Origin of the sequence: Paenibacillus sp. FSL R5-0341, from assembly GCF_037975235.1 — a bacterium.
Lineage (GTDB): Bacteria > Bacillota > Bacilli > Paenibacillales > Paenibacillaceae > Paenibacillus > Paenibacillus amylolyticus_A.
The window spans coordinates 2,038,702-2,051,956 of sequence record NZ_CP150241.1 but is presented as its reverse complement, the minus strand read 5'-3'; the positions used below and the strand labels follow the sequence as shown (position 1 = coordinate 2,051,956).

The window sequence follows — 13,255 nt, the reverse complement described above, 5'->3', positions numbered from 1 at the left end:
GAGGGAAGGGTCCTGAGAGCCCAAGCAAGTAACGCCTCTGCTTTCCAGCCCTTCACCTCGTCCTTATTATTATACTGTTTTTGCGGCTATTAGCGAAGTTCAATAGAAACGTATTTTTGTTCTGCAGGGCCAGTGTACTCCGCACGTGGACGAATGATGCGATTGTCCGCAAGCTGTTCCAAAATGTGCGCAGTCCAACCAGATACCCGGCTGATGGCAAAGATCGGCGTAAACAATTCCTGTTGAATATCCAGTTGGGTATATACAGAAGCAGAATAGAAGTCTACGTTTGGCTTCAGTCCTTTTTGTCCTGTTACCAGCTCCTCGATCTTCACAGACATATCATACAGACGTGTGTCATTGTTCAGCTCGCCCAGTTCCTTGGACATCTTCTGCAGATGTTTGGCACGTGGATCACCGTTTTTGTATACGCGATGTCCAAAGCCCATAATCTTTTCACGGTTGTTCAGTTTTTCCTGAATAGCCGCTTCTAGACGATCTGGCGTACCGATCTCATTCAACATTTTCATAACGGCTTCGTTCGCACCGCCATGGAGTGGTCCCTTCAGTGCGCCAATGGCGGAAGTTACACCGGAATAGATATCCGACAGCGTTGCAACCGTTACGCGTGCTGCAAATGTCGAAGCGTTCAACTCGTGATCCGCATGCAGGACAAGCGCTTGGTCCAATGCTTTTACTGCGGTCTCGGATGGTTCTTCACCAGTCATCATATATAAAAAGTTCTCTGCGATGGAAGCGCCTTCTTTTGGAGCCACAGGTTCTTTGCCCTGACGAATACGGGCGATGGCTGCCACAATCGTTGGCAACTGTGCTTGCAACTTAACGGCTTTGTTCTCATTCGCTTCCGTTGTCATCTCATCAGCTTGCTCGTCGTACAGTGCAAGTGCAGAGATTGCGGAACGAAGTGCTGCCATGGTACTGACGTTTTTCGGATACAATTGGATTTGTGCAATCAACTCGCTCGGAATCGGCGCGTAATCGCTCAGGCTTTTGCGAAGGGATTTCAGTTCATCTGTTGTCGGCAATTTACCAAACCACAACAAATAGGCAACTTCTTCAAAGCTGGCATGTTCAGCCAAATCGTCGATATCGTAACCACGGTATGTAAGCACACCGTCTACAATAGAGCTGATCGAAGAGGTTGTTGCAACAATGCCTTCCAGACCTTTGGTAGCTGTCATATTACATCTCTCCTTTAATAAGCGAAATCAGGAACCATTCCAGAGTGTCATATAAGTGCCAAAATGCACCTATCCTCTTTTTGTAAACATTTTCATTTTGAAATTACCAAATAATTCAAAATACGGTTTTCCTATCTGTCAATCGGTATTTACTTATAACATCATACTGGATTTTGTCGTTTATGTGAACATGATGAGAGTTCATTCGCACATCAAACTTCTTTATCGGAGTGATAAAGCATTTTTGAAAGCCTTTACAAAAACAAGGTTGACATTTAATGTTTTTTAACCAATTCTGTCGTATGAAGAACTTTCTATTGCTATATTCTGTAATACTGAGGCATACTCTAGGCAAAAGAAAGATTCGGGTATAGGTTAACCTCCCGGCGTTTCAAAACCTTGTAAATGCTCTATATTAATTAAGATAGCCATCTATTTCTAATACTGCTTCGTGCATCATACATAGGTCGGCTTAATTGAAATAAGGAGAGTTGATGCTTGGATAGAATTATAATGAAACGTCTGCTCCGCGGCTTATGGGTGATTATTGCGACCGTTCTGATCGCCGTTGCCATATACTTGCTGTTTCCGCTCTTATACCCTTTTGCGATCGCCTGGATTATCGCCTATGCCATGAATCCGTTGGTGAAGCTGCTTCAGCATCGGGCACGATTTCCCCGCTGGCTCGCTGTGACTCTTTCATTAATCCTTTATTTTGGAGCCATTGCGGTGGTACTGTCTGCGGCTATTACCCGTATGGTGAAAGAAGTCATTTCACTGACGACAAGTTTCGATCTCCACGTTGATGAGATCAAAGACACGTTTGTACGTTGGACTCAGAATGACACGATTCAGAGCTTGATTACGCAGATCAATGAATTTTACAAGGAAAATCCCAACTACCAGGAAACCATCAACAGCAATATTAGCAAAACGACTGAAACGGTAGGTACAGCCGTGACCGATCTGGTCACCGGATTTTTCAACATGATTCTGAGTCTGCTGACTTCCCTGCCTAACATGGGTGCGGTATTAATCGTTGTTCTGTTGTCTACGTTCTTCATTAGCAAAAGTTGGACCCGACATAGCATCACCGTCTCGGGTTGGGTACCCTCTTCCATTCGCAAGCCGATATCCGACATATGGACTGACCTTAAGAAGGCACTGTTCGGATACGCAAGAGCACAATTGATCATGATCTCGATTACAGCACTATTCGTCATGATTGGACTGCTTATATTGCAAGTCAATTCAGCCTTCACCATCGCTCTGATGATTGGTTTGGTCGATCTGCTTCCTTATCTGGGTGTCGGTCTGGTCATGGTGCCTTGGGCAGCATATCTGTTTATGAATGGGGATCTGTATCTGGGGATTGGCATTAGTGTTATCTATCTTATCTTGTTGATTGCCCGTCAGATTATTGAACCAAAGGTGCTTGCCAGTAGTGTAGGACTCGATCCGCTCGCCACGCTGGTTGGCATGTTCGTAGGTTTGAAGCTGTTCGGTGTACTGGGTTTGATTATTGGTCCTGTCAGTCTGGTCATCCTCGATGCGTTCAATCGGGCTAACGTGTTACGCGACCTCAGAACATATATCATCAACGGACGTGTCCGATGAAGCATGACCTTATGAGCACGCAGGACAAATAAAAAAAGGCTTCGTTCAACAGTAATCATCTGCTGAGCGGAGCCTTTTTGCATAACAACTCATGTTTCATTCATTTCGGACGACGATAAAACGTGATGTTGCCACTTTTCATTTTTTTCTCCAGCCATCCCAGGAAGAACAGACGGTATACCGGACGTGTTAACGGAAACACCAGTGTAAACCCGATCAGATCCGTGACAAAGCCTGGAATCAATAGCAAGAAACCACCGACAAAAATAAAAAGACCATCGACCATTTTTCTTCCAGGTACCTTACCGCGTTCCATCTCGGATTTGGCGTCCACAAGTACTTTTCGCCCTTCAAACTGCAACATTGCTATACCAATCAAGGACGTGAGGATCATGAGAAGCAATGTCTTTCCGGCTCCAATCCAGTCACTCATCAGAATGAAACCAAATAATTCAATCACCGGAATGATTAATAGTAAAGCCCACATCCATTTTCGCATTGACGTATTACCCCTTTCCCGAAAGCCACACCTTTTCAAGCGCGCTGTATAGCTCAGAGGCTGCCTTATCCAGCCGAACCGGCTTCCAGTCCCCATTTACCCATACATGCTGGGTAGAGCCTGTAACCAGCCGTTCACCGGGGAGTGATTCATCCGCTGACCATACCCGTTCTCCAATCGCCATATGCTCATCAGGTTCTTCAGACATGCGCCTTATGTCGTACTCATAGTTCAGTCGCAGACCACTAAATGCAGCAATACGGGTGAAAATGATAATCTCATCATCATATCGGGCAGGTTTGTGATATTTCACATCCAGTCCGGTTACGGGAAGCAGTAACCCCTGTTCCTCCATTTTACGATATGTATACCCCATTTGGCGAATCATCTCAGTGCGACCGATTTCAAACCAGTTCAAATAGTTCGCGTGATAGACCACGCCCATCTGGTCACTCTCTTGATAGCGTACACGAAGACGTGCCGCATACCAGCTACCGTTGATCTGTTCCTGCATGTTATCGGCCTCCTTCGCTCTACCATTCATACGTGTTACATCGCTGTAAAGTGTCATTAAGATGGAAAAAAAGCAACGGGACACTAACGCCCCATTGCTTCTTTCCTGTTGCTTCTCCATCCAAAAACGAAATTAAGCGTTGTTTGGAATTTGGCTTACTTTAATCAGGTTGGTAGAACCGGAACGACCCAAAGGTACACCAGCTGTGATCACAACCAGGTCTCCTTCTTTAACAAGTCCCGATTTTACGCCGCCTTCAATTGCATTTTCGAACAAAGCATCCGTGGAATCAACCAGTCTTCCTTTGACAGGAGTTACACCCCAAGCCAGAGCCAAACGACGGGAAGTTCTATCTTCCGTTGTCACAGCGATGATTGGAGATTCTGGACGATACTTGGAAATCATGCGTGCAGTGTGTCCTGATTCAGTTGAAGTAATGATCGCTTTTGCGTTCAGATCTTGAGCTGAGAGGGCAACCGATTGGCTGATTGCTTCTGTAACGGTTGTTTGTTGAGCAACACGTTGTTTCAGATACAGCTCTTGGTAAGGCAGAGCAGATTCTGCTTTTTCAGCAATACGGGACATAGTCAGAACGGATTCAACTGGGTATTTACCCGCAGCTGTCTCACCAGACAACATGATAGCGTCCGTACCATCGAAGATCGCATTCGCCACGTCACTTGCTTCCGCACGTGTTGGACGCGGGTTACGCTGCATGGAATCCAGCATTTGTGTAGCTGTGATAACCGGTTTACCTGCAACATTACATTTTTCGATCATGCGTTTTTGTACCAATGGTACTTCTTCCGCAGGAATCTCAACACCCAGGTCTCCACGAGCAACCATCAGGCCGTCAGATACTTCAAGGATTTCATCGAGGTTGTCGACACCTTGTTGGTTTTCGATTTTGGAGATGATTTGGATATGTCCAGCATTGTGTTTTTCAAGCAGTTCACGAATCTCAAGTACGTCACTCGCTTTACGAACAAAAGAAGCGGCGATGAAGTCGACACCTTGCTCAATACCGAATACGATATCGTTAGCGTCTTTTTCAGTGATACCCGGCAGAGAAATGGCAACGCCCGGAACGTTAACACCTTTTTTGCTTTTGATCGATCCGCCGTTAACGATACGGCATTTGATCTCGGTGCCTTGCACTTCCACCACAGTCAGTCCGATCAGACCGTCGTCGATCAGAATTGTAGATCCCGGTTCAACATCATTCGGAAGATCTGTATACGTAATGGAAAGACGTTCTTTGGTGCCCAGAATTTCTTCTGTTGTCAAAGTGATGTACTCGTCTTGAACCAATTCAATCGGCTCAACTTCGAGTTTACCTGTCCGAATTTCCGGTCCTTTGGTGTCCAGCAGAATTGCTACTGTTTTGTTCAACTCTTCGCATGCTTGGCGAATCGCAATGATCCGTCCGCCGTGCTCATCGAAATCACCGTGGGAGAAGTTCAGACGGGCCACATTCATACCGGCCATAATCAATTTTTTGGTGTTCTCCAGAGATTCACTGGATGGACCAATGGTACATACAATTTTCGTTTTGCGCATTTTGGGTTTCCTCCGATTTTAAAGGTATATCTCTTTATCTATTTTTCTTTTTCCAACTATTAAATTTACTATACTTTTGCTCATTTGTATAGGAAATTCGTCACATTATTCAGCATTTCCCGACAAATTACTCGCCACATCGACTTCTACAGGCTCTTGAGGGGCTTCAATGGGTGCTTGAGGTTCAAACGTGACCGATCCAATTTTACGGAATTTCTCATAACGATCCTGTTTCAGCTGATCCCCACTCCAACCCTTCATCTCGTCGAGATGACGGACCAAAGCTTCGCTGATGAAAGCAGCAGACGCTTCATAATCCCGGTGAGCACCGCCGCGTGGCTCAGGGATGATATCTTCAATGACTTCCATCTCCAGAAGGTCTTTGGCTGTTATTTTCATCGCTTCAGCCGCCTGATCTGCCTTGGATGCATCCTTCCAGAGAATCGAAGCAGCCCCGTTCGGAGAGATCGCAGAATAGATCGCATGTTCCAGCATCAACACACGATTACCCACAGCCATAGCGAGGGCACCGCCGCTTCCACCTTCGCCGATGACCACAACAATAACAGGTACCGAAAGCTTCGCCATTTCCATCAGGTTGCGCGCAATAGCTTCCGATTGACCTCTCTCTTCTGCAGTATTACCCGGATACGCCCCTTTAGTATCAATAAACGTAATAATAGGGCGACCAAATTTGTTCGCTTGTTTCATCAGACGTAGCCCTTTTCGGAAACCTTCCGGATGAGCGCTCCCGAAAAAGCGGGCGATATTATCCTTCGTATCTTTCCCCCGCTGTTGTCCAATTACCGTTACTGTCTTTCCATTGAACTTGGCAAGCCCACCAACAACCGCAAGATCATCTCCGAACATGCGGTCGCCGTGAAGCTCAATGAAGTCCGTAAATATCAGCTGGATCAGATCCAGCGCAGTTGGGCGCTGCTGATGACGCGCCAGATGCATCTTCTGAGCTGCCGTTATGCCTGTGTAGATCTCTTCTTCAAGTCTATGGTAACGCTCTTCCAGGCGGGCAATCTCGTCCGTAAAGTCGATGCCTTTTTCCTGTCCAAACTGTACGAGTTCATCAATCTTTTTGCGCATCTCAACCAGAGGCGCTTCATATGGCAACTCACCCGCCATTTAGACCCCTCCTTTTTCACTATGCATATCCAGAAGCTTGCCAAGAGTGGCCCGAAGTTCTTTCCGGTGCACAACCATGTCCAACTGACCGTGTTGCATATTAAATTCAGCCGTCTGGAAATCATCAGGTAACTTCTGACGGATCGTCTGTTCGATAACGATTCTGCCGGCAAAACCAAATACAGCGCCAGGTTCGGCAATGTTAATATCGCCAAGGCTCGCAAAACTTGCCGAGACTCCACCTGTCGTTGGGTCCGTAATGACCGAAATGTACAGCCCGCCCTGTTCATCCAAACGGGATAAAGCTGCGCTTGTTTTGGCCATTTGCATGAGACTGAGAATACTCTCCTGCATCCGGGCACCACCTGATGTGGAGAAAATGATCAATGGCAGGCGTTTCTCTGTTGCATGCTCAATGGCACGGGTGATTTTCTCCCCAACAACCGAACCCATACTGCCCGTGAAGAAATCAAAACTCATGACAGCGACAACTACAGGCAGGCCATCAATGGTTCCTTCCCCCGTAATTACCGCTTCTTTCAGACCCGATTTCAGGCGCTGTTGTTCCAGTTTGTTGCTATATCCAGGAAAGCCAAGTGGATCAACCGATATCATATCAGCGTCAAACTCAACAAACCCTTGATCATCAAGTACCATAGCAATGCGCTCCATAGCGTTAAGGCGCATATGGTAACCGCAAGCAGGACATACTTTCAGATTTTTCTCCAATTCCTTGCTATATTGAATGGTGCCGCATTTGCTGCACTTGTTCATAAGCCCTTCAGGTATTTCACGTTTTGGGCGTTCTAGGACTTCCTGGCCTTCGCCGGGAAGCGCACGCTCGGAAGGTATGGTAGCGTACTTCCGTTTCTTCTGGAATATATCTTTGAACACAACTACACCTCTCCAGCCGTTGATTTGATGGCCGCAACCTGCAGTTCGCTGCTTGTGGCAGCTTCATCCGCGTGCTACGGTAAACCGCTTACGACCCACACGCTGCCATGGGCCTTGTCCAGCATTCACAACAAAAAAATCCGCCGGTACAGGGCAAGGATCAGCGGCTTCTGTCAGCACGATTGATGTTACCTGCAATAACCGAAAGATTGTTGCGCCGATGTTTGAATCTATCTTGGTAGGGTCTCCGGGAGCAACCAGGTCGGTCCTTGTCCTAACAAAAAAAGAAGGAAGGACAGCAGCATACAATACATGCAAGTCGATTCCTCTCTCCGCTTACGCGATTAGTCCCTTATGTACCGATGGTACTTCTTCATCTGCCAAGGCACGTCGATGTCGAACGAATCAGGAATGCAGAATGGAATTCAGCACTTCCTGGACCTCTTCCAATTCCCCAGAAGGGACGCGAATCTCAAATTGCTGCTTGGATAAACTGATGGGACGGGTCTGTACCAGAAAACCTTCTTCCGAAAGCTTGGTCTTGATCTTGTCCGCAACCTTTGCTGTCGGCGCAATGTAAATCACCGTCCACATGCCTTGTCCGCCCCCTAAGCTAATGTTCAGAGCCCGTATATTGGACTAATGATAACATACCTCACTTTTTTTCTGCAAGAAAGGGTTCGGGACCTTTGGGGAGAATTCGGGATCATGAGGGACGTTTGTCCCCCACGAATAACTCATATGGTTGACGAAATCTTCTTGTGCAGCCCCTCCGACAAGCAGCAGCAAGCCTATCAGGGCAGCCTCAGCCGCCCTTGATGACTTCATATGAGCCATTGGAGTGACAACAGCATATAAGCATGGAAATGCAGGGGGTTACAGGTCTGAGGGGTATTTTTTGGCTTTAATATTTTTGTGTGCAATCCGGGCAGATGCGGCAGCCGCCACCCCTGCGACCAGATCATCCAAAAAGACATGAATGGCTGTTGCGTGTTCGTTCAAATCATGAATAACACCTATTTTTTCTTTATCCAGATAACCAAAGCTGGTTAAACCGATCATACCATACACATGAGTAATGCCGAGGGCCAGAGTCTCGTCCACTCCATACAGGGATTCATCCGCTTCCATAATAGCCTGTAACGGTTGAGGCAAGAGTTTTTTCTCCGCAAGTTCGTCGAGAGCAATACCGGTATAGAGCGTATATTGCACCTCTCGTTTCTGCAGAACGGATTTCACGCTGGTTACACAGTCGTCCAAGGTCAGTTCGGGGTGGTACCCTTTTTGCAGACGGTATACAATTGCTGCGATGGCATCAATCCGTACACCCCGCCGGGCCAGCATGGCTTCTACGATTTCATATGACATATCTCGACCTCCCGCATCAATCCCCCGAGGACCGCGAGGTCCTTCGGTGTTCTCAAGTGTATGCAGCAACCTGTTAAAATGTTCATAAAATGTGCGGATGGTTAATGCCAGTAACATCCTGGACTGATAAAGGATTGTACATTCCGCTCTGGTCTTCAGCTAGCCTATAACTGGTCTGCAATTCGTTTATTTAAACCCTGTGGTCAATAAATAGCGCTAAAAATAATCATTGAAAAAACCTGTTCAGCATTTAGCCGAACAGGTTTCATATTATAGGAATAAGAGCTATCACTTGCGGGATAGCCTCTTATTTAATTTTGACCGTGCCTTCACCCAGCATCTTCTCCATCTCGGAGAACAGGGCTGGTGATGGCTTGATCCGATAGGCATCACTCAGCGCAAGCAGCTTCTGTTGCTGCTCATAGAAGAGCACCGTCGCTACAGGTCCGGGATGCTCCTGAAGCAGCTGCTTCAGACGTGCCAGAAGCTCAGGTTTCTCCGCATGCGGGGCGATCTTCACGAACACCCGCTGCTCGACCGCCCGCGGTCCGCGGCTCTGCTCCGGGCTGCCAGCCGCCTCTGCGGCACCGCCGGCCCGGGAAGCCGCCGCCGTGGCTGCGCCCGAGCTCGCCGCATCGCTGCGCGTCGCTGCCGAGCCTTGGCTTCCGCTGCTACGCACAGCGGAAGCCTCCCCGCCTGCGCTGCTGCGCTGCGCTTCGGCTCCTGCGCCCGCTGGCCGCCGCGGCGAAGCCGCCTGCGCCGGGCGCGAAGAGCTACCGCTACCGGGCTTGCCGCGCCGGTCACGGCTGCGCAGCTGCTGTTCCAGTGCCGCCGGTGATAGCGGCGCCACTTCCTCAGCCAGCAGCTTAAACCCTTCGTCTTGCTGCTGCACTTTGGCACGCACGACGAGCAGTTCACCTTTCCCGACATGCTGCTGGCTACGCCGCCATACCTCGGGAAAGAGAACCACTTCGCAGCGTTCAATCTGGTCTTCCAGCTCCATGAACGCCATAGCCTTGCCCTGTTTCGTCGTAATCGACTTCACGGACACGACCATTCCCGCGGCGACGGTCATCGTATCGTCAGCCGCCTCCGTCAGCTCCATGATCCGGTCAGCCCCACTCGATTCCAGTATATCTTCATAGTCATCCAGCGGATGCCCGGAAAGATACAAACCTAACAACTCACGCTCCAGCTCCAGTTGCTGCCCTGAAGAATAAGGGGGGATTTCCGGATATTCAATCTCCCAGTTCGGCGTCTCCACGAAGTCGAACAATTGAATCTGCAGATCCTCGCGTTCCTTGCGCCATTTCAGCGCCGCCTCTACCGTCTCATCCAGCATCGCGAGCAATTGGGCCCGGTGCCCAGGCAAGGTGTCAAAAGCGCCTGCCTGAATCAGCGATTCAATTACACGTTTGTTGCATACACGTAGATCCACACGACGACAAAAATCGAGCAAACTGTCGAACGGTCTCTCCTGTCTTACGATCCTGATGCTCTCCATCGCTTGGGTACCGACATTTTTCACAGCGGCCAGACCGAACCGTATTGCACCCGTTAATTTTTCATCATCCGCGTGCGAAGAAGACGCTTCTTGCCCCTGGTCATTACCATTTTCCGTTGAAGCAGCCGTCACCAATCCCGGTTCCTTCCGGTTGTCCGGTGCCTCAGGCATGGATGTCGCTGCTTGCCATTCATATCCACCACTGTCCTCTTCCGGCCCAGGACCGGGATCATCCGGCAGAGGTGCTTCACCATATTCGGCTTGTCCGGAATACCCATCATGCTCATGAACGGGATGTTCGTCGAAGGAACTTCCGTTACTGTTCCCGGCATGTTCTTCGGTAAATGTGCCTGTATCACTCTCTGCATTTACTCCCGCAGTCTGCTTCGATACATTGCTCTGATCCCCGGTTCCTGCACTGCCGGACGGCACAAATACAGGCGTAAACAGAATACCGCTCTCATTCACATCCGGCGGAAGCACCTCCATATCCATACGCCGACATTCCACCACGTACTCTGCCACTTTCCGATGGCTGCCCATCACAGCTGTCAGCATGGACGCCATAAAATGAACCGGATAATGTGCCTTCAGATAAGCCGTCTGGAACGCGAGCACACCATATGCCGCGGCATGAGCACGCGGGAAGCCATAATTGGCAAACTTGACGATCATATCATAGACCAGGTCTGCCTCTTCTTCGCTATACCCTTGTTTCAGACTGCCCTGTACAAAGTGTCCACGCTCCAGATCCAGCACTTCCCGTTTCTTCTTGGAGACCGCTCTGCGAAGCAAATCTGCTTCACCCAGCGAGAAACCCGCCATCCGGGAGGCAATCTGCATGATCTGTTCCTGATACACGATGATCCCGTACGTATCTTTCAGGATAGGCTCCAGATCCACATGAGGGTAATCCACTTCGATCTGTCCATGCTTGCCCTGAATATACTTGGATATGAACTCCATTGGGCCCGGACGGTACAAGGCAAGTACAGAGATTACATCCTCAAATACACTTGGCTTCATCTCTTTCAGCACACGGCGTACCCCGGCAGATTCCAGTTGGAATATGCCCATCGTGTCCCCTCGCCCAAGCATCTCGTACGTTAACGGATCATCATCGGGGATAAGGCGGAAATCCGGAATTTCTCCATGTTCCCCAATCCAGCGTACACAACGCTCAATGATTGAGAGGGTACGCAAACCCAAAAAGTCCATCTTGAGCAACCCAATCGACTCCAGGTTTTCCATCGAATACTGGGTTAAAGCGGTCCCTTCACTGCCTTCTTGAAGCGGCACCGCATCGGTCAGCGGATCACGGGAGATGACCACTCCCGCAGCATGCGTCGAAGCATGACGCGGCATGCCCTCGACCTTCATGGCCATATCCAGCAGTTCACGCGTTTTCGGTTTGGTCTCATACAGCGCCTTCAGTTCAGGTGTAGCTTCCATGGCCCGCTCGATGTTAATGCCGAGCTGCGCTGGAATCAGCTTCGCAGCCTTGTCCACTTCGCCATAAGGCACATTCAGTGCCCGCCCGACATCACGTACAGCCGCTCGGGCAGCCATCGTTCCAAACGTAATAATCTGGGCGACATGGGCTTTGCCATATTTATGCGCCACATAATCAATGACCTCATCCCGCCGCTCATCGCTGAAGTCAATATCAATATCCGGCATCGAGATCCGCTCGGGATTCAAGAACCGTTCGAAGAGCAGGTTGTATTTCATCGGATCAACATCGGTAATGTGCAAAGTGTAAGCTACCAGACTACCTGCCGAGGAGCCCCGGCCTGGTCCAGTAACAATCCCTTGTTTATGCGCATAGGCGATAAAATCCCAGACAATCAGGAAATAATCCGAGAACCCCATGCTGTCGATTACACCCAGTTCATACGCCAGTCGTTGTTCAAGTTCGGATCGAAGCTCCGCGTCTGTCCAGCGTGTGGACTGCGCGTAACGCTCCTTCATTCCTTCTTCGCACAGCTGACGCAGATACGCCGAAGGGCTGAGCCCATCAGGAAGCGGTCTGTACTCCGGCAAAATCGATTTGCCGAATTCCAGCTCCAATTCACAGGACTCCGCAATGCGGACGGTGTTCGCCAAAGCTTCCGGTACATGAGGAAACAAGCGAGCCATCTCTTCTTCACTTTTCAGATAGAGCTGATTGGTTCCGATCCGAAGCCGACTCTCATCGTCCACGGTCTTGCCCGTTCCGATACAAATCAGCACATCCTGAAGCTCAGCATCCTCTTCTGACAGGTAATGTGCATCATTGGTCGCTACAAGTGGAATCTCAAGTTCAGCAGCCAGTTTGATCAACTGCGGATTTACCCTTTTTTGCTCGGAAAGCCCATGATCCTGAAGTTCCAGATAGAAGTCTGCACCAAAGATATTTTTGTAGCGTAACGCCGCACGTCTTGCCTCTTCTTCTCGTCCATGCAGCAGATGCTGTGGTACTTCCCCACCGAGGCACGCACTGAGGCAGATAATCCCCTCGTGATGGGCAGCGAGACTTTCCATATCTACACGTGGTTTGTAATGAAAACCTTCGAGATGTCCAATGGAGCACAATTTCATCAGATTACGGTAACCCGTCATGTTTTTGGCCAGCAAAATCAAATGATGAATCGGTTGATCCTTGCGGCTTCCCCGCTCTTTGCGGGACCCTGCTGTCATGTATGCCTCGCAACCAATAATAGGTTTGATGCCTCGCTCCATACATGCTTTATAAAAAGGAATTGCACCATACATCACGCCATGGTCGGTCAGCGCAAGTGTCGTCATTCCGAGATCTGCAGCCTTGCCCACGAGATCCGGAATACGCGCAGCGCCGTCCAGCAAACTGTATTCGCTGTGAACGTGCAAATGCACAAAAGAACTCATGTTTTTTCTTCCTTTCGCCGCAGATAGTCACAGCATCGATCTTCTGATCCATCTGCTGCCCTATCTTTCTCATA

11 protein-coding genes are annotated in these 13,255 nt (G+C 49.1%); 1 reads left to right on the top strand and 10 read right to left on the bottom strand.

Features of this window, described 5'->3' with window-relative positions; genetic code table 11:
* Nucleotides 1–89: 89 nt before the first annotated feature.
* Nucleotides 90–1,202: a citrate synthase gene (gene citZ / locus MKX75_RS09365; protein WP_076330334.1), complete on the bottom strand. Its 1,113-nt coding sequence runs from the start codon at nt 1,200–1,202 to the stop codon at nt 90–92.
* Between the two features lie 498 nt (nt 1,203–1,700).
* Between citZ and ytvI the strand changes: the two genes are divergently transcribed.
* Nucleotides 1,701–2,819 (top strand): sporulation integral membrane protein YtvI, encoded by a 1,119-nt coding sequence (gene ytvI, locus MKX75_RS09360; RefSeq protein ID WP_339169387.1) that lies wholly within the window; start codon nt 1,701–1,703, stop codon nt 2,817–2,819.
* Between the two features lie 100 nt (nt 2,820–2,919).
* Here the strand turns inward: ytvI and MKX75_RS09355 are convergent, their stop codons facing one another.
* From MKX75_RS09355 to MKX75_RS09315, 9 genes are all read right to left on the bottom strand, one after another.
* Nucleotides 2,920–3,318: an FxsA family protein gene (locus MKX75_RS09355; RefSeq protein ID WP_062833549.1), complete on the bottom strand. Its 399-nt coding sequence runs from the start codon at nt 3,316–3,318 to the stop codon at nt 2,920–2,922.
* Between the two features lie 7 nt (nt 3,319–3,325).
* Nucleotides 3,326–3,832: a thioesterase family protein gene (locus MKX75_RS09350; RefSeq protein ID WP_062833548.1), complete on the bottom strand. Its 507-nt coding sequence runs from the start codon at nt 3,830–3,832 to the stop codon at nt 3,326–3,328.
* A 132-nt stretch (nt 3,833–3,964) separates the two neighbouring features.
* Nucleotides 3,965–5,392, bottom strand: a complete 1,428-nt coding sequence (gene pyk, locus MKX75_RS09345; protein WP_062833547.1) for a pyruvate kinase — start codon at nt 5,390–5,392, stop codon at nt 3,965–3,967.
* 105 nt (nt 5,393–5,497) lie between these two features.
* On the bottom strand, nt 5,498–6,529 hold the full coding sequence (locus MKX75_RS09340) for an acetyl-CoA carboxylase carboxyltransferase subunit alpha (RefSeq protein WP_062833546.1): 1,032 nt from the start codon (nt 6,527–6,529) through the stop codon (nt 5,498–5,500).
* On the bottom strand, nt 6,530–7,423 hold the full coding sequence (accD, locus tag MKX75_RS09335; protein ID WP_036609844.1) for an acetyl-CoA carboxylase, carboxyltransferase subunit beta: 894 nt from the start codon (nt 7,421–7,423) through the stop codon (nt 6,530–6,532).
* 63 nt (nt 7,424–7,486) lie between these two features.
* Nucleotides 7,487–7,621, bottom strand: coding sequence for a hypothetical protein (locus MKX75_RS09330; RefSeq protein WP_268801799.1), 135 nt, complete (start codon nt 7,619–7,621; stop codon nt 7,487–7,489).
* A gap of 207 nt (nt 7,622–7,828) precedes the next feature.
* On the bottom strand, nt 7,829–8,017 hold the full coding sequence (locus tag MKX75_RS09325) for a hypothetical protein (protein WP_017689496.1): 189 nt from the start codon (nt 8,015–8,017) through the stop codon (nt 7,829–7,831).
* A gap of 282 nt (nt 8,018–8,299) precedes the next feature.
* Entirely contained in the window at nt 8,300–8,791 is a 492-nt protein-coding gene (locus MKX75_RS09320; RefSeq protein ID WP_062833545.1) for a phosphatidylglycerophosphatase A, read from the bottom strand.
* A 307-nt stretch (nt 8,792–9,098) separates the two neighbouring features.
* A complete protein-coding gene (locus tag MKX75_RS09315) occupies nt 9,099–13,181 on the bottom strand; it encodes a DNA polymerase III subunit alpha (protein WP_339169385.1) in 4,083 nt (1,360 codons plus the stop codon).
* Nucleotides 13,182–13,255: the final 74 nt, after the last annotated feature.

Bases quoted from the DNA above. Each gene is read 5' to 3' on its own strand.
- citZ (WP_076330334.1), bottom strand. From the start codon at position 1,202: ATGACAGCTACCAAAGGTCTGGAAGGCATTGTTGCAACAACCTCTTCG.
- MKX75_RS09355 (WP_062833549.1), bottom strand. From the start codon at position 3,318: ATGCGAAAATGGATGTGGGCTTTACTATTAATCATTCCGGTGATTGAA.
- MKX75_RS09350 (WP_062833548.1), bottom strand. From the start codon at position 3,832: ATGCAGGAACAGATCAACGGTAGCTGGTATGCGGCACGTCTTCGTGTA.
- pyk (WP_062833547.1), bottom strand. From the start codon at position 5,392: ATGCGCAAAACGAAAATTGTATGTACCATTGGTCCATCCAGTGAATCT.
- MKX75_RS09340 (WP_062833546.1), bottom strand. From the start codon at position 6,529: ATGGCGGGTGAGTTGCCATATGAAGCGCCTCTGGTTGAGATGCGCAAA.
- MKX75_RS09325 (WP_017689496.1), bottom strand. From the start codon at position 8,017: ATGTGGACGGTGATTTACATTGCGCCGACAGCAAAGGTTGCGGACAAG.
- MKX75_RS09320 (WP_062833545.1), bottom strand. From the start codon at position 8,791: ATGTCATATGAAATCGTAGAAGCCATGCTGGCCCGGCGGGGTGTACGG.
- MKX75_RS09315 (WP_339169385.1), bottom strand. From the start codon at position 13,181: ATGAGTTCTTTTGTGCATTTGCACGTTCACAGCGAATACAGTTTGCTG.